This window comes from Rhodococcus sp. K11/5 (genome assembly GCF_055193735.1).
Genome location: NZ_CM143721.1, coordinates 439,582 through 455,493 on the forward strand (window position 1 = coordinate 439,582; position 15,912 = coordinate 455,493).

The 15,912-nt window shown below is 68.4% G+C and carries 14 protein-coding genes; 5 read left to right on the forward strand and 9 right to left on the reverse strand.

What is annotated here, in order from left to right:
- The first annotated feature begins 232 nt into the window (after positions 1-232).
- Entirely contained in the window at positions 233-1,324 is a 1,092-nt protein-coding gene (locus ACY466_RS02170) for a lipase family protein (protein WP_463252107.1), read from the forward strand.
- Between the two features lie 94 nt (positions 1,325-1,418).
- Here the strand turns inward: ACY466_RS02170 and ACY466_RS02175 are convergent, their stop codons facing one another.
- The 3 genes from ACY466_RS02175 to ACY466_RS02185 all read right to left on the reverse strand — a co-directional run bounded on the left by ACY466_RS02175 (position 1,419) and on the right by ACY466_RS02185 (position 5,469).
- A complete protein-coding gene (locus ACY466_RS02175; RefSeq protein ID WP_463249469.1) occupies positions 1,419-2,684 on the reverse strand; it encodes an MDR family MFS transporter in 1,266 nt (421 codons plus the stop codon).
- A gap of 320 nt (positions 2,685-3,004) precedes the next feature.
- Positions 3,005-5,188 carry a heavy metal translocating P-type ATPase gene (locus ACY466_RS02180; protein WP_463249471.1) on the reverse strand — a complete coding sequence of 728 codons (2,184 nt, stop codon included), beginning with the start codon at positions 5,186-5,188 and terminating at the stop codon, positions 3,005-3,007.
- Entirely contained in the window at positions 5,188-5,469 is a 282-nt protein-coding gene (locus ACY466_RS02185; protein WP_463249473.1) for a DUF1490 family protein, read from the reverse strand. Before ACY466_RS02185 ends, ACY466_RS02180 begins: the two co-directional genes overlap by 1 nt.
- A gap of 190 nt (positions 5,470-5,659) precedes the next feature.
- On the opposite strand from ACY466_RS02185, the gene ACY466_RS02190 reads away from it, so the two are divergent.
- Together ACY466_RS02190 and ACY466_RS02195 are read left to right on the forward strand one after the other, a co-directional pair.
- Positions 5,660-6,916 (forward strand): MFS transporter, encoded by a 1,257-nt coding sequence (locus ACY466_RS02190; RefSeq protein ID WP_463249475.1) that lies wholly within the window; start codon positions 5,660-5,662, stop codon positions 6,914-6,916.
- A gap of 17 nt (positions 6,917-6,933) precedes the next feature.
- Positions 6,934-7,293: an ArsR/SmtB family transcription factor gene (locus ACY466_RS02195; protein WP_463249477.1), complete on the forward strand. Its 360-nt coding sequence runs from the start codon at positions 6,934-6,936 to the stop codon at positions 7,291-7,293.
- 12 nt (positions 7,294-7,305) lie between these two features.
- On the opposite strand, the gene ACY466_RS02200 is transcribed toward ACY466_RS02195, so the two are convergent.
- The 6 genes from ACY466_RS02200 to ACY466_RS02225 are packed head-to-tail and all read right to left on the reverse strand — an operon-like array spanning position 7,306 to position 13,021.
- Positions 7,306-7,668: a cation:proton antiporter gene (locus ACY466_RS02200; protein WP_463249479.1), complete on the reverse strand. Its 363-nt coding sequence runs from the start codon at positions 7,666-7,668 to the stop codon at positions 7,306-7,308.
- Positions 7,665-7,922, reverse strand: a complete 258-nt coding sequence (locus ACY466_RS02205) for a monovalent cation/H+ antiporter complex subunit F (protein WP_463249481.1) — start codon at positions 7,920-7,922, stop codon at positions 7,665-7,667. The genes ACY466_RS02200 and ACY466_RS02205 overlap by 4 nt, the downstream gene beginning before the upstream one ends.
- Entirely contained in the window at positions 7,919-8,296 is a 378-nt protein-coding gene (locus ACY466_RS02210) for a Na+/H+ antiporter subunit E (RefSeq protein WP_463249483.1), read from the reverse strand. The genes ACY466_RS02205 and ACY466_RS02210 overlap by 4 nt, the downstream gene beginning before the upstream one ends.
- Positions 8,293-9,798: a monovalent cation/H+ antiporter subunit D family protein gene (locus tag ACY466_RS02215; protein WP_463249485.1), complete on the reverse strand. Its 1,506-nt coding sequence runs from the start codon at positions 9,796-9,798 to the stop codon at positions 8,293-8,295. Before ACY466_RS02215 ends, ACY466_RS02210 begins: the two co-directional genes overlap by 4 nt.
- Positions 9,795-10,193: a sodium:proton antiporter gene (locus ACY466_RS02220; RefSeq protein WP_463249487.1), complete on the reverse strand. Its 399-nt coding sequence runs from the start codon at positions 10,191-10,193 to the stop codon at positions 9,795-9,797. The genes ACY466_RS02215 and ACY466_RS02220 overlap by 4 nt, the downstream gene beginning before the upstream one ends.
- On the reverse strand, positions 10,190-13,021 hold the full coding sequence (locus tag ACY466_RS02225) for a DUF4040 family protein (RefSeq protein ID WP_463249489.1): 2,832 nt from the start codon (positions 13,019-13,021) through the stop codon (positions 10,190-10,192). The genes ACY466_RS02220 and ACY466_RS02225 overlap by 4 nt, the downstream gene beginning before the upstream one ends.
- A gap of 351 nt (positions 13,022-13,372) precedes the next feature.
- On the opposite strand from ACY466_RS02225, the gene ACY466_RS02230 reads away from it, so the two are divergent.
- On the forward strand, positions 13,373-14,833 hold the full coding sequence (locus ACY466_RS02230) for an alanine/glycine:cation symporter family protein (RefSeq protein ID WP_463249491.1): 1,461 nt from the start codon (positions 13,373-13,375) through the stop codon (positions 14,831-14,833).
- A 108-nt stretch (positions 14,834-14,941) separates the two neighbouring features.
- The gene (locus tag ACY466_RS02235) at positions 14,942-15,907 is read left to right on the forward strand and encodes a bile acid:sodium symporter family protein (protein WP_463249493.1); all 966 of its coding nucleotides are present in this window, start codon (positions 14,942-14,944) and stop codon (positions 15,905-15,907) included.
- Positions 15,908-15,912: the final 5 nt, after the last annotated feature.

A 15,912-nucleotide genomic window follows, 5' to 3' on the forward strand; every position in this document is an offset into this window, starting at 1 on the left:
CAAGGGTCACTCCGGGCTCGAATCGAAACGGACATAACAGAAGTGGGATTGCACCCGAACTTCTGTCGTCGAGTGTGTCACGATTCCCCGCGCACCAGGGCGGGTCGTTGTACCGTCGAGCAGCGCCGAGACCTCGACAGCGCCATTGCGATCGACCCGAACGAAGGAGTTCTTCGTGTCTCTGCGCCGACGGCTGGGTGCACTGCTCGCGACCGCACTGCTGATCCCCGGGATGGGTGTGGTGTTCGCCGCGCCGGCATCCGCCGTCTCGGGCGAGGTCGGCGATGTCGTCGCGACTCGTGCACTGCAACGCGAACTCTGGATTCCCGGCGCCGCAGAGGCGCAGGTGTTGACCTACGTCACCACGGACACGTTCGGGGAGAAGGCGCTGAGCACCGGCACCGTGTTCGTGCCACCCGGAACCGCGCCGGAGGGCGGGTGGCCGGTGATCTCGTGGGCGCACGGCACGTCCGGTCTGGACGACGCATGCGCTCCGTCCGTCGTCGGCCCCGCCGCGCCGGATCGCGACCTGCCCTACCTCGCCAACTGGATCGAGCAGGGGTACGCCATCGTCGCCAGTGACTACGCCGGACTCGGAACACCGGGCCTGCAGGCCTATCTCGACGGCCGATCCACCGCCCACAACGTCGTCGACATGGTGAAGGCCGCTCGGAATTCTCGCGACGATCTGTCCCGCTCGTGGGTGACCGTCGGGCAGTCGCAGGGCGCCGGCGCGGCGATCTACACCGCCCGGTACGCCACCGAGTTCGGTGGTGAGGACCTCGACTACCGCGGTGCGGTGGGCACCGGAACCCCGGCGTACATCGAGACGCTGATGTCCATCGGTGCGCCGAACGTCCCGCCGGTCACGTTGCCCGCCGGTCTGACCGCGTACGTGAGCTACATCGTGGCGGCCCTGCGTTACGCGCGTCCGGAGTTGAACGTGGACAGCATCCTCACCCCGACCGGTCGGCAGTACGCGGCGCTCGCCGAGACCACCTGCGTCGCCGATTTCGAGGAGCTGGTCGACGGGGTGAGGGTCGGCGATTTCTTCACCGCCCCTGTTACGAGCCTGCCGAATTTCATCGCCGTGCTCGCCGAGTACATGGCGATGCCCGAATCGGGTTTCGACAAGCCGTTCTTCCTGGGCCACGGCCTGGTGGACATCGACGTACCGTTCCCCGTCACCGCGGCCTACATCGCGCGGTTGACGGCCAACGGCGAGCCCCTCACCGTCCGGACGTACGACACTGATCACAGCGGGGCGTTCGTCCGATCGCAGGCGGACACGGTGCCGTTCGTGAACGGGTTGTTCGGCCGGTAGCGGTCGCTGCGAACGCACAGCTCCCGGCGCTCCGCACAGTTCCGGCAATGTGCGGACTGCTGCGCGGTGTGCGGCTGTCCGGCGCGGCGGCCGCTCAGGCCATGCGCGCGAGCACGATTCGCAACCCCACGACGCTGGCGAGCGGAAAGACCGCCGCCACCAACCACGGCACCGACGCGCCCCACCCGGTGTCGGGGACAGCGTCGATGACGGCGCCCACGATCACCGAACCGGCGAGTACCGCCGCACCGCCCAGCGAGGCCATGAATCCGTAGTACGACCCCAGGCGACGCTCACCCGCGAGTTTCGGGACCAGATCTCGTGCCTGAGGCATCGCGATCATCTGCCCGAACGCGAGCACCAGGACGAAGACGCCGGCGGGAATCAGGCCCACCGCACCGCGCAATTCCAGGGGTGAGGTGGCTGCGACGAGGACGAACGAGAGGGCCATGACCGCGAAGCCGAGGGGCAGAACCTTTCCGGCCGAGTGCTTCCCGCTGCGTCGGGTGATCGTCATCTGCGTGCTCACGACGAGGAGGGCGGAGAGCGCGAAGAACCAGCCGAGCACGGTCTGCGAACCCCACGCGCGCTCGACCTCCAGGGGGAGGAGCAGATACAGCTGGTTGTAGGCCACCAGCTGAGCACTCATGGCCAGTGCGAAGACCAGGAACAGCTTGTTGCGCACCACGTCGTTCCAGCCGGACAGCCACGGCTCGTCGCGATGTTCCCCCTTTCGGCCGGGGAGCCACATCAGGTGCGCGAGAACGACTCCGACGAAGATGGCGGCGGCCACGTAGCACGCTGCGCGAAAATCGACGAGCAGCAGCGCCGACCCCACGAGCGGCCCGGCGAACGACCCGATCTGATTGCACACCGACAGCAGGGCGAACGTCTCGATGCGACTCGGACCGCCCGCCCGTTCGCTCGTCCCCGCCTCGATCGCGATCGCGGATTCGACTGCGGGAGAGAACAATGCGGCCGCGAACCCGATCATCAGGGTCGCGGCGACGACGCCGGTCAACGATCCCGATAGCGCCAGGGCCACGAACCCCATCACACGCAGAACGCATCCGACCAGCACGACGGGCTTGATGCCCCAGCGGTCGGCGAGCGTGCCGCCGACGAAGAACAGGCCCTGCTGGGAGAACGTCCGGAGGCCGAGGACGACGCCGACGGCCGCCGCGGTGAGTCCGAGTTCGCCGGTCAGATACACCGACAGATACGGCACCACCATGAAGAAGCCGACGTTGAACGTCAGCTGCGTCAGTACCAGCAACCGGATGACGGGGGTCGCCCGTCGGAGGTCGGTGAGGAAGGACCACCGAAGTCTCGTGGGGCGTCCCTCGGTTCGCGCGGTCACACTCGAAACTCCTGTCGATCGAGAAGTGGTCGACGCCCTCGGGGGAGCGAATGCCATCCGCGGAGCGCGTTCCACACTCGCGACGCCGTCGGACAGTCGATCGATTACCCGTTCGGAGTGAGGGTGCCGTTCGCTCCGTCTCGCGGTGCGAGGGTGCCCCTGACTCGGGTTCGATTGCGCACCAACCGGAGTCAGGGTGCCGTTCGCTCCGTCTCGGGAGGTGAGGGTGCCCCTGACTCCGGCGTGGTGGGCGGACGGCGCGGTGGGAGTGAGGGTGCCCCTGACTCCGGCGCGGTGGGCGGGCGGCGCGGTGGGCGCGCTCAGTCGAGCTGGTACCTGATCAACCGCGCACTGTTGCCGACCACGGCCACGGACGACGCGTTGTGCAACACCGCGGCCAGCACCGGAGACAGAGCCCCGCCCGCGCCGACGACCAGGCCGATGGCGTTGACCGCGATGGACATCGCGTAGTTCTGCTTGATCACGTCCAACGTGTGGCCGCCGAGTTCGCGGAGCTCGAGCAGGCGGCCGAGTTCGTCCCCGGACAGCGCGACGTCGGCGGTCTCGACGGCCACGTCGGTGCCCGCGATGCCCATGGCGATGCCGATGTCCGCGGCCGCCAGTGCCGGAGCGTCGTTGGTGCCGTCGCCGACCATCGCGACGACGTGCCCCTCGTCCTGCAGGGCGCGCACGGCGGCGAGCTTGTCGTCGGGCAACACCTCCGCCTTCCACTCGTCGATACCGAGTTCCTCGGCAACCGCCGCGGCAGTCTGCGGGTGATCGCCGGTGAGCATGACGATGCGCCGCACTCCGGATGCGCGAAGCTTCGCGACCACGGCAGACGCTTCCGGCCTGACCTCGTCGCTGAGGCTCACGAGTCCCACGAGGGCGCCGTCGACCGCGAGCAGCAGCGGAGTCTCGGCCTTGCGCTGGAGCCGGTCGACCCAACCGAGCGCGTCCTCCGACAGCGCGACTCCCTCGCTCTCGAGGAGTGGCCGGTTGCCCAGCAGCAGGGTGCGGTCACCGGCGAACGTGCGCATGCCCATGCCGACGACCACCTCGCACTCCTCGTGCGCGGGAATCTCGATGTGGCGCTCCTCGGTACTGCGAATCACCGCTTCCGCCAACGGGTGTCGGGAATGGATCTCCGAACTCGCGGCGAAGGCGAGCACCTGTTCCGGCGTCCAGTCGTCGTCGAAGGAGACGACGTTGGTGACGATCGGTCGCCCGACGGTGAGGGTGCCGGTCTTGTCGAAGACGATGGCGTCTACGCGTCCGGCCTGCTCGAGGTGCGAGCCGCCCTTGATGAGCATGCCGCGGCGGGCGCCGTTGCCGATGGCAGCACTGATGGCCGTCGGGGTGGACAGGCCGACCGCGCACGGGCAGGCGACGAGCAGCATCGTCATCGCCCGACGCACGTCGCGGGTGACGAGCAGGGTGAGAGCGGACAGGGCGAACGACGCGGGAACGAACCGTCGGGAGAAGTTGTCGCCGACCGTCTGGATCTGCCCGCGATCCTCCTGGGCCTGCTCGACGCGGGCGATGATGCGGCCGAGGGCCGTCTCGTGGCCGACGGCGGCGGCGCGCACCACGAGTCGACCGCGGACCACCACCGATCCCGCGTACGCGCGGTCGCCCGTCCGCAACGTGACGGGCAGGTTCTCGCCGGTGATGGCGGATTGATCGACAACCGCTTCGCCGTCGCACACGACACCGTCGACGGGGAGGGCCACCTGCTCGTGGACGATGACCTCGTCGTCGATCTGCAGGGAGGTGATGTCGACGGAGATCTCGACACCGTCCGGCCCGCGGACCCAGGCGGTGTCCTGGTTGCCGGCCAGCAGAGCGGAGATCGCGCGCCGGGTGCGCCGCAACGTCAGATCCTGCAGGTATTCGCCGATGTTCAACAACCACAGCACCGTCAGAGCGACCACGTTCTCGCGCAGGAGCAGGCTCGCGACGGTGGCGGCGGAGACGAGGGCGTCGGTGCCGGCGGCCTTGCGTCCGCCGATCGACTTCAGCGCACCCTTCAGGAACGGATAGCCGGTGAAGATGGTGACGCCGCTGGCGACGAGCCGACTGGTCGGGCCGAGCATCGGGGGCCGACCGAAGCCGTAGCGCCGGATGCCGAGCAGGAAAAGGGCGGTGCCACCGACCGCCATGCGGAGGATGTCACCGTTGCCCACCTCGGCCGAGTGCGGGGAGCGCTCGATCGCGGCCGTGGCCGACGTCGAACTCGCGGAGTGGAGGGCGTCCATCAACGCATCCCGATCGACGCGATCGGGGGAGAACCACACGACCACGCTGCCGGTACGCGGGTAGGCGTGCGTCGCACGGACGCCGGGAACCTCGGCGAGCGCGTCCTCGATCGCGACGGCGCGCGCGGGGCTGTTGATCAGCCAGCGAACCGTCAGACGCATCCGGCCGGCGGCGTCGGAGCGGATCTCGATCGCTGTGGGGTCCGCGTCGGTACGGGAATCAGGCGCCAGGGGAGCGACCGTCATCAGTGGTCGTGATCGTGCGCCGGGGTGTGCACCGGCGGCGTCACCTGCTCGCCGACCTTCTCCTTGGCTTCGGCGATGACGTCGGCGGCCGACAGACGCGCGGTCTCGGCCTTCTCCTCGGCCTTGCGGACGCCGCGGATGGACCAGGCGGTGGCGGTCACTGCGGCGTCGCGCAACGGGGCGCGTCGGCCGATCTCCTTGACGCCGTTGTAGGCGGCGACGCCGACGGCGCCGGTCACCACGGTCGACACTGCTTTACCGAGTACTGCTCCGAACACCATCGTCTGCCTCCGAGTTCTCCGTCACGGCGCTCGCCGTGACTCATGCATGAATCACTATATGTGCCGGTGCGGCCCCGGCCAAACGGCGGGCCGGACAGGGGGTCGCGTCGATCACCGTATCCGGCCGGGCGGACGTGCTCCACGCAGTTTCATGTGCACACGTATGCACTCATGAGGTACGTTGAGCGCCATGACCGTACCCAGCGCGCTCTCCCGCAGCGTTCTCGCCGTACCGGCGTTCCGGCGGCTCTTCACCGCGCAGGTCGTGGCCCTGCTCGGCACCGGACTGCTGACCGTCGCGCTGGGTCTGCTGGCCTACGACCTCACGGGCAGCGCGGCGGGTGCCGTCCTCGGTACCGCGCTCGCGATCAAGATGGTGGCGTACGTCGGGGTGGCGCCCGTCGTGTCCGCTCTCACCGATCGACTTCCGCGAAAATTGGTCTTGGTCGCCGCGGACGCGGTGCGCGCGCTGATCGCACTGCTCCTGCCGTTCGTGGATCAGGTGTGGCAGATCTATGTCCTGATCTTCGTGCTGCAGGCGGCGTCGGCCACGTTCACGCCCACGTTCCAGGCGGTGATCCCGTCGGTCGTTCCCGACGAACGGCAGTACACCCGCGCCCTGTCGCTCTCCCGGCTGGCCTACGACCTCGAGTCGTTGCTCAGTCCCGTCATCGCTGCCGCGCTTCTGACGGTGGTGTCCTTCCACTCGCTGTTCGTCAGCACCGCCGTCGGGTTCGCGGTGTCGGCGATGATGGTCGTCGGAACCCGCCTGCCCGCGTACGAGCCGCCCGAGCACACCGCGTCGTTCGCGGCCCGAGCCACCGCGGGAATCCGGGTGTTCGGCCGTCGTCCCGCGCTGCGCGGACTCCTCGCGCTGAACCTCGTCGTCGCGGCCGCGACCGCGTTGGTCCTGGTCAACACCGTCGTCTACGTGCGGGATCTCCTCGGGGGATCGAACACCGCCGTCGCCGTTGCCCTCGCCTTCTACGGGGGTGGATCGATGGCCGTCGCCCTCGCGGTGCCGCGGGTGCTCGACGTCGTCGACGACCGTTCACTCATGCTCGTGGGAGCCGTCGTCACGGTCGTCGGCACCGCTGCGGCGGCGGTTCTCACCGCATCGGGACCGACGTCGCTTGCCACCCTGTGCGCCGTGTGGGCGGTCATGGGCGCAGGCACGTCGATGATCGGCACGCCCACGGCGCGGGTGCTGCGCCGCGAATCCGACGAGAGCGACCGCGGCGCGATCTTCACCGGGCAGTTCTCGCTGTCCCACGCCTGGTTCCTCGTCACCTACCCCGTCGCCGGGTGGGTGGGCGCCGCCGTCGGGCAGTTCGCGGCGGCCGCGATACTCGCCGGGATCGCTACACTGGCGGCACTCGCCGCCGGAAGGCTGTGGGTCCGCACGCCGACGACGGTCCCGTCCCCAACGGGTGGAGCCGCGTCGTAGGACGAGAATCGGTGATCATGACAGCAGCGAGCGGCGAACCGACCGCGAGCCTCGACCACGCGGTCCACCCGGACCGCGCACGCCTCGAGGCCGCGAGCGATACCTTCCGCATGCTGTCCGACCCCACCCGTCTGCATCTGCTGTGGTTGCTCAGCCGCGGCCCGGCGGACGTGACCGCACTGACCAACGAGTCCGACGCGTCCCGCACCGCGGTCAGTCAGCATCTGGCCAAGTTACGCTTCACCGGGATGGTCGAGACGCAGAAGAACGGCCGCAACGTCATCTACCGACTCGCCGACGGCCACCTCGCTCGGCTCGTTCGCGAGGGTCTCAACTTCGCCGACCACGCCGTCACCGGCGAGCCCCCGCACCACTGACACGGTCGACCGTCAGCGGCGACCCTCGGTCGCGGCGTCGTCGGCGTCGGGACCGCTCGTCGGGCCGTCCTCGACCTCGTTGTAGACCTGCTTGAACAGCGGCGTCCCGGTGATGTACCCGGACCGAACGATCGCCATGCTGCCGACGGCCGCCGTCGCCAGGTGGATGGGAATGATGATCGCGACCTTGACCGCGGAGCCGATGGACGGGTCGATCAGCAGCGTGCCGAGCACCAGGAACGCGATGCCGAATCCGGCCGCGGTACTGACGGCGGACGCACGGGTGTAGAGGTCCGGGAACTTGAGGACTCCGGCTCCGGCCGTCAGCAGGATCAGCGCGCCGAGGACGACGGTGATCTGTCCGAGAAGGTTCATCGGGGCCCCCTGGTGAGTGCGCGGGCGAGGGAGATCGAGGACAGGAACCCGACGAGCGTCGCGACGAGGACGATGTCGAACGTCGCCACACTCCCCGCGCGAACTCCGAAGAGTGCGATCAGCCCGACGGCGGCGAAGAAGAGCAGTTCCGCGGCCACGGCGCGGTCGGCGTCCGACGGTCCCCGCACCATGCGGATCGCGGTGAGGACGGTGGTCACGATGACCAGGGCGATGGCGATGTCGATGCCGATCACGAGGTGACTCCCTTCCGGCGCACGGCGGTGAGCATGTGCTCCTCCATGTCCGCGACCGCCGCGCGGGCGTCCTCGGGATCCGGGTGATACATGAAGTGCACGTACAGAACTCGGTGCGCGGCGTCGTCGTCCGTCGCCGCGACGAGCCTCGTTCCGAGCGTGAGCGTGCCCGGCGTCAACGAGATCAACGAGGAGAGCAGGGTGATCTCGAACTCGGTGGTGCAGCGCGTGCGCGCCACCACGATGCCGGGCTCGGAGTTCTGGCCCGGCGAGAGCGTGTCCTTGATGACGCCGACGTTCGCGACCACCAGTTCCTTCAGGTACCAGAGGTGGAACCACAGGATTCGGGGCAGCCAGGTGAGTGTGTCTTTCATCCGATGACCGCCTCGACGTAGCCCGCGGTGTCCATCAGCTGGTCGGCCGCGATGTCGGTCAGGAACAGCAGACCCTGCGCGCCGATTCCGAGCGACAGCGTGATCAGTGCGAGCACCACGGCCGGAGCCAGCAACCCGACGCGGATCCTGGTCTTCTCCTCGACCCTGGTGGTGCCCTCGTCGGTCGACTTCGGTTCGGGATCGGACGGACCCCAGAACATGCCGGACCAGATCTTGAGCATCGACAGCAGCGTGAACAAGCTGACGGCGACCACGATGGCGGCGACGAGGTACTGCTGCCCGTCCATGGCCGCGGTGATGAGAGTCAGCTTGGCCACGAACCCGGAGAACGGTGGCAACCCGGCGAGGGAGAGTGCCCCGGCGAGGAACGCGGCCGCGACGATCGGTTCCTTCCGGGCGATGCCGCGGAGCTTGCCCAGTTCGTCGGTGCCGTAGTGCACTTCGACGGCTCCGGTGGACAGGAACAGCGACGCCTTCACGATCATGTGGTGGATCAGGTAGAAGATGCCGGCGGTGAGTCCGATGGGACCGAAGAGCGCGACTCCGAGCAGGATGTAGCCGATCTGGCTCACCATGTGGAACGTGAGGATCGACCGCGAGCCGTTCTCTCCGACCGCGCCGAGCACCCCGACGACCATGGTGAGCGAGAAGGCGACGAGACCCACCCACAGGTAGCGGCTGTCGCCCTCGAAGATGACGGCGTAGAGGCGGTAGATGCCGTAGATCGCGACCTTGGTGTGCAGGCCGGAGAACAGCGCCGTGACCGTCGGCGACGTCGTGGGGTAGGTGCGGGCGAGCCATCCGTGCACCGGAACCACCGCGGCCTTGATCGACAGCGCGAACAGGCAGACCGCGCAGGCCAGCGCGATGGCCGTCGATTCGCGGGCCGCGCCGGCGAGCTCGGCGATGTTCACCGTGCCCGCGGTGCCGTAGACGAAGGCGACACCCGCGAGGAACACCGTCGACGTCAGCAGGTTCACCGTGACGTAGAGCCGGGTTCCGGACACGCGTCCTCGCGACGCGCTCTTGTGGGCGGAGAGCACCATCAACGCGTACGAGGGAAGCAGCATCACCTCGATGAACACGAACAGGTTGAACAGATCGGCGGTGAGCAGCGCGCCGTTGACACCGGCGGTGAGCACCAGGATCAGCGGGGCGAAGAACGGTCGTTGCGCCTGACCCGCGAAGACCGCGAACGCCGAGGCGGCCAGGGTCAGCAGGGCGGTCACGGTCAGGAGCAGCGCCGAGAGCATGTCCACCACGAACGGGATGGCGATGCCGAACGGCCACGTTCCCACTCCGTGTCCGCGGGCCACGCCGCTCGTCTGGTCGGCGACCAACAGGGCCCCACCGACCATGCATCCGACGAGAACCACGACGAGCACGGTCATGTTGGCGCGCACGTTCTTGGTCGTCATCATCAGCAGCGTCGCGGCGACGATGGGGACGGCCACCAGCAGCGGCAGCAGGGCGCCGATCACGTGGTCACCTCATCGGTGGTCGGCCGGATGCGGGCGGCGAGGGCGGAATCGGCGTTCTCGTCGTCGGTGCCCTCGGTGTGCGCGCTCTCGTCGTCTGCGGTGTCGTCGTCGCGGTCACCGGCGACGGCGAGCGCGAGCATGTAGATGGTGATGGAGAACGCGATGACGATGGCGGTGAGCACGAAGGCCTGCGGGAGCGGATCGGCCACGACCGCCGGGTCGGCGCCAGACCCCAGAGGCTCGCCGCGTCGGTCGGTGCCGCCCGAGGCCATCAGGACGAGGTTGACGCCGTGGCTGAGCAGGACGAAACCGAGCACGATGCGCAGCATGCCGCGTTGCAGGATCAGATACACGGCACCGGCCACGAGGATGCCGGCGGAGATGGCAAGTGTCACTGGACTTCCTGACGGGTGGTCGGGGCGGCGTCGGCTGCAGTGTCGGCGGGGCGTCCGGGATCGTCCGGTGGACGTGGTGGCTCCACGTCGGGTTCGTCCGGAGTTTCGGGACGACCCAGGAGCCGGAGCGACGCGAGGACGACGCCGACGACGGTGAGATAGACGCCGACGTCGAAGACGAGGGCCGTGGTCAGCTTGATGCCCAGGAACTCACCGTTGATCGGGGTCAGGAACGATCCCGGCAGGTACCCGACGAAGCCGGTCAGGGTGGCGACGACGACGCCCGACGCGATCAGGCCCACGTACGGCAGGCGCAGGCGAGGAGGATCGTCCGACGACGCGGTGAGGTACAGGAGCGAGAATCCGGCGCCGCCGACGAGGGCGGAGATGAAGCCGCCGCCGGGCTCGGAGTGCCCGCGCCACAGGAGGATCAGCGACACGACGATCATGACCGGGCCCACGGCGCGGGCCAGTGCACGACCGAACACCGCGAAACCTTCGGGCTCGGTGAGCACCGAGGCGCGGGATTCGACGCGAGAGGACTTCTGCGGCAACAGGTCACGAGAGCCGATCAAGACCGCGACCGCGATGCCGGCCACGCCGAGGACGGTGAGTTCGCCGTAGGTGTCCAGCGCACGGAAGTCCACGAGGATCGTGTTGACCACGTTCGTTCCGCCGGTCTCGGCCTCGGCCTCGCGGATGAAGTACTCCCCGGCCGCGCTGAGCTCTCGACGGCCGGTGAACGCCAGCACCGACAGCGTCGTCGCGACTCCGGCCACCACGGCGAGCGCGCCGGATCCGATGACGCGGCGGCGCGACGGACGGGCGAACACCATCGGCAACCGGCGCAGCACCAGCACGAGCACCACGACGGTCAGGATCTCGACGAGCAACTGGGTCAGCGCGACGTCCGCGGCGCCGAGACTCAGGAACCACACCACGAGCGCGAAGCCGATCAGACCCACGACCGCCACGACGGCGATGCGCGTCCGGGCGATCATCGCGGCCAGCGTGCCGACGGCGATCAACGCCACCAGCACCCAATCCAACGGCTGCGAGGTACCCGACATGGGGTCGGCGAGCTGCGCCGCGTCGGAGGACGAGCGGAAGGCGACGATACCCACGATCGCGAGGCCGGTCAGGACCACCATCGGAGCCGCGAGGTGGCGGGTGGGGGAGCTGGACCGGGTCAGGTCACCGGTGCGTCGGCCGGCGGCGATGGATCCGGCGCGCAGGGAGTCGACCACGTTCAGCGCCGAGAACGGTGCGATGCCGTCACCGATGACGTCGTGCACCGGACGGCGAAGGAGCACCAGGACCACGCCGGCCGCCACCGCCACCACGGACATGAGGAGCGCGGTGTTGAACCCGTGCCACAACGACAGACCGGCGGTGACCGGTTCGTCGGCCAGCGACGACGCGGCGTCGGACACGAGGCCTTCGAGCGGGAAGGTCCAGATGGCGAGCACGGTGCCGAGGGCCGCGGGGATGGCGGCGGGAAGCAGGAACGCCGCCGACGCCTCGTTGGGGCCGTCGGGTGGGCCGGAACTGAGTCCGAGAATCATGCGCGCCGAGTAGGCGACGGTCACGGCGGCAGCGGACACGGCGACCACGGCGACCACCGCGGTGGCCCACCCCGGACCGGGGAAGCGCAGCATCGCCGAGAACATGCCCTCCTTGCTGAGGAATCCCAGCAGGGGCGGAATTCCGGCCATCGACAACGCGGCCGCGGCGATCGCACCCACGGTCCAGGGCATGGTGCGGTGGACCCCGGAGAGTTCGCGGATGTCGCGGGTGCCGTAGCGGTCGTCGACCACACCGACCAGCATGAACAGCGCCGATTTGAACAGGGCGTGCGCGATGACGTGGGTGCCCGCGGCGACCATCGCGTACGGGGTGCCGACGCCGATCGTGGCGACGAGGAAACCGAGCTGCGAGACGGTGGAGTAGGCCAGCAGTTCCTTCAGGTCGAACCGGCGCAGGGCCCCCACGGCGCCCATCACGGCGGTGATGAGACCGACGGTGACGAGCAGGACGTTCCACACGGCGACGCCGCCGAAGATCGGGGTGAACCGCATCAGCAGGTAGATGCCGGCCTTGACCATGGCCGCGGCGTGGAGGTACGCGCTGACCGGGGTGGCCGCCGCCATGGCGTCGGGCAACCAGGCCTGGAACGGGAACTGGGCGCACTTGGTGAAGGCGGCGAGTGCCACGAGGACACCGATCACGACGGTGAACGTCGTGTCCGTCTCCCACACCGTGGAGGCGGTGATGACGTCGAGACGCGTCGACCCGACCCGGACGCTCATCGCCACGACGGCGGTGAGGAGCATGAGGCCGCCGGCCGCGGTGACCAGCAAGGTGCGCACCGCGGGCTCGCGGGCGCCGGCGCCGGAGCGGGTGATGAGGAAGAACGAGCACAGCGTGGTCAGCTCCCACATCACGAACAGCACCACGACGTCGTTGGCCAGGACGAGGCCGAGCATCGCGAAGGCGAAGAACGTCATCAGGGCGTAGAAACGCGCCTGGTCACCGGTGCCGAGGTAGCGCGCGCTGTAGGCGAGCACGAGCGCGCCGATGAACAGCACCAGCGAGCCGAATAGCAGGGCCAGACCGTCGAGACGCAACGACAATTCCACCCCGATGGACGGAATCCACGGCAGGTCGATGCTGTCCGATTCGGAGGCGCTCGCGACGAGGAGCAGCACCCCGAGGGCGGTGAGAAGCGCGGCCAGCGGCCAGCCCGCGTCACGGCCGAACCGCCGACCCAGGGCCGGGGCGAGCGCGGCGGCGGCGGCGGTGCCGATCAGGCACAGAAGAGCGAGCACGACATTCTTTCGTCCGAGCGGTCAGAGGAAACGGTGCCCGGGCGAGAGCGTGTTCTAACGTGCGGTCGGAGCTCTCCCGGTGCGTGAGGACGAAAGAATAGGGGGAGTGCCCGACAGCGCCTCACCCCACGTCGACAGATACCCGTTGGTGCCCGAGTGCGGCAGAGCCCGGAACACGGGCACGAAATGCGCACGCGTTATCACCCGGCCAGCTGTCACGATGCGAATATTACCCGAATTCGCCGGAACACCCGCATTCGAGAGTGCGGGGTCGATCGATGAGACGGGTGGGTTCGGCGCGAGTAGTGTCTTGCCGACGCGCACCACACCGAGCACTCCGAGGATGGCATCGTGGACACCGTCAATGCAGTGATCGATTTCCTGGCCGACCGCCTGTACAGCGTTTTTCTCATCTACTTGCTGCTCGGGGTCGGGCTCTACTTCACGATCCGCACGAAGTTCGTGCAGATCCGCCTTCTCCCCTCGATGTTCAAATCCATCGCGGGTTCTCGGTCCGACGCTGAGGGCGGCATCTCGGCGTTCCAGGCGTTCTGCGTCGGGCTCGCGTCCCGCGTGGGAACCGGCAACATCGCCGGTGTCGCCATCGCCATCACCCTCGGCGGACCCGGTGCCATCTTCTGGATGTGGATCGTCGCGGTCGTCGGTATGGCCACCGCGTTCATCGAGGCGACACTGGCGCAGATGTACAAGGTGCGCAACGCCGACGGCAGCTTCCGCGGCGGTCCCGCCTACTACATCCAGTACGGACTGGGCTCGCGGCGCTGGGGAATCGTGTTCGCGTGCCTGCTGATCTTCGCGTTCGGCTTCGCGTTCAACATGGTCCAGGCCAACACGATCACCGAGTCGTTCTCCTCGACCTTCTCCATCGACGCCGGGTGGATCGCGGTGTTCCTGGTGGTGCTCTCCGCGCCGATCCTGTTCGGTGGGGTGCGCCGCATCGCGCGCGTCGCCGAGTACCTGCTCCCGGTCATGGCTCTGGTGTACGTGCTGCTCGCCTTGGTCATCGTCGCGATGAACGTCGGAGAAATCCCGGCCGTGTTCGGCCAGATCGTGTCCAGCGCCTTCGGGTTGAACGAGGCCATCGGCGGTACGGCCGGCGGAATCCTGGCCGCGATGTTGAACGGCGTGAAGCGCGGACTGTTCTCCAACGAGGCCGGTATGGGTAGCGCACCCAACGCCGCCGCGACCGCGACGGTCTCACACCCGGCGAAGCAGGGGCTCATCCAGTCGCTGGGCGTCTTCTTCGACACCATCATCATCTGCAGCGCAACGGCATTCATCATCCTCGTGTCGGGCGTCTACCAGATCAGCGATCCGGGAGGGGTCGAGGGCGCGGTCCTCACCCAGGATTCCGTTGCCGCACAGCTGGGTACCTGGACCTCGGTGCCGATGGCGCTGCTGATCTTCACGTTCGCCTTCTCGTCCATCCTGGGCAACTACTCCTACGCCGAGGTGAACCTGAACTTCCTCGGCATCGAGGGCAAGATGCTCAACGTGCTGCGGACGATGGTTCTCGCGGCGATCGGAATCGGTTCTCTCACGGCACTGAACACGGTGTGGGCTCTCGCCGACGTGGCGATGGCCGGCATGGCGACGGTGAACCTGGTGGCCATCGCGATGCTGGGCAAGTGGGCGTTCGGTGCGCTCGCCGACTTCGAGGCCATGCGGCGCGACGGCCGGGACGACAAGTTCGTCGGGCGCGGAAACGCCTACCTACCGGGCGATCTGCCGGGGGACATCTGGGATCCCGTGCTCGACCAGGGCCCGACGGTGCGGAAGGCGAAGCCGTGAGTTCCGCGCGTGCACCGTGGTCCGATTTCGTGTGGTGCGAGCGGTTTTCCGCTGATCACCGGTGAAATCGGACGCTGATGCACGCCTGATCACCAGGGGAGACGCCGAGTGAGCCTGAATTCCGTCGGCGAATTCACCGGAAAGTGGTTCGCGCTCATCGTGGTCGCGGCGGGGGCACTCGCGCTGCTGACCCCGGACACCTTCAGCGGCGGCACACCGGCCGTGCCGTGGTTGTTGGCCCTCATCATGCTCGGCATGGGGATGACCCTGAAGCTCGGTGACTTCACCGTCGTCGCGAAACGCCCGTGGCCCCTCCTCGTCGGGGTCGCGGCACAATTCGTGGTGATGCCTCTGCTCGGGTTGGGTGTCGCCTCGGTTCTCGGCCTGTCGGCGGCGCTGACCGCGGGCATGGTGCTCGTCGGTTCCGCTCCGGGCGGCACTGCCTCCAACGTGATGGTGTTCCTGGCCAGAGGTGACACCGCGCTGTCCGTGGCGATGACGTCGGTGTCCACGCTGTTGGCGCCGCTTCTGACTCCGCTGCTCGTGCTGTGGCTGGCGGGGGAGTTCCTTCCGGTCGACGCGCGCGGACTGTTCGTGTCGATTCTGCAGATCGTGTTGGTGCCCGTCGTTCTGGGAGTCGTACTCCGCCTTCTGTTTCCGGCAGCGATCGATCGCGTGCTCGACGCGCTGCCGCTGGTCTCGGTCGTCGGTATCACCACCGTCGTGGTCATCGTCGTTGCGGCCAGCGCGCCGACGCTGCTGTCGATCGGCGCCGTCATCGTGCTGGCGGTCGTGCTCCACAATTCGCTGGGTCTCGCCGTGGGATACGGGATCGGCAAGGTCTTCGGGCTCGACGCCGCCGGTCGACGCGCGATCTCCATCGAGGTCGGAATGCAGAACTCGGGCTTGGCCGCCGCGCTGGCGTCGGTGCACTTCAGTCCGGCGGCCGCGCTGCCCGCGGCGATCTTCTCGGTGTGGCACAACGTCTCGGGGTCGTTGCTCGCGAGCTACTGGTCGCGACGGCCGGTCGGCGCCGAAGCCTCGACCGAACGCGACACCGCGTCGAGTGGGTAGACGCA

Bases quoted from the DNA above. Each gene is read 5' to 3' on its own strand.
- ACY466_RS02170 (WP_463252107.1), top strand. From the start codon at position 233: ATGGGTGTGGTGTTCGCCGCGCCGGCATCCGCCGTCTCGGGCGAGGTC.
- ACY466_RS02180 (WP_463249471.1), bottom strand. From the start codon at position 5,188: ATGACGGTCGCTCCCCTGGCGCCTGATTCCCGTACCGACGCGGACCCC.
- ACY466_RS02185 (WP_463249473.1), bottom strand. From the start codon at position 5,469: ATGGTGTTCGGAGCAGTACTCGGTAAAGCAGTGTCGACCGTGGTGACC.
- ACY466_RS02190 (WP_463249475.1), top strand. From the start codon at position 5,660: ATGACCGTACCCAGCGCGCTCTCCCGCAGCGTTCTCGCCGTACCGGCG.
- ACY466_RS02195 (WP_463249477.1), top strand. From the start codon at position 6,934: ATGACAGCAGCGAGCGGCGAACCGACCGCGAGCCTCGACCACGCGGTC.
- ACY466_RS02200 (WP_463249479.1), bottom strand. From the start codon at position 7,668: ATGAACCTTCTCGGACAGATCACCGTCGTCCTCGGCGCGCTGATCCTG.
- ACY466_RS02210 (WP_463249483.1), bottom strand. From the start codon at position 8,296: ATGAAAGACACACTCACCTGGCTGCCCCGAATCCTGTGGTTCCACCTC.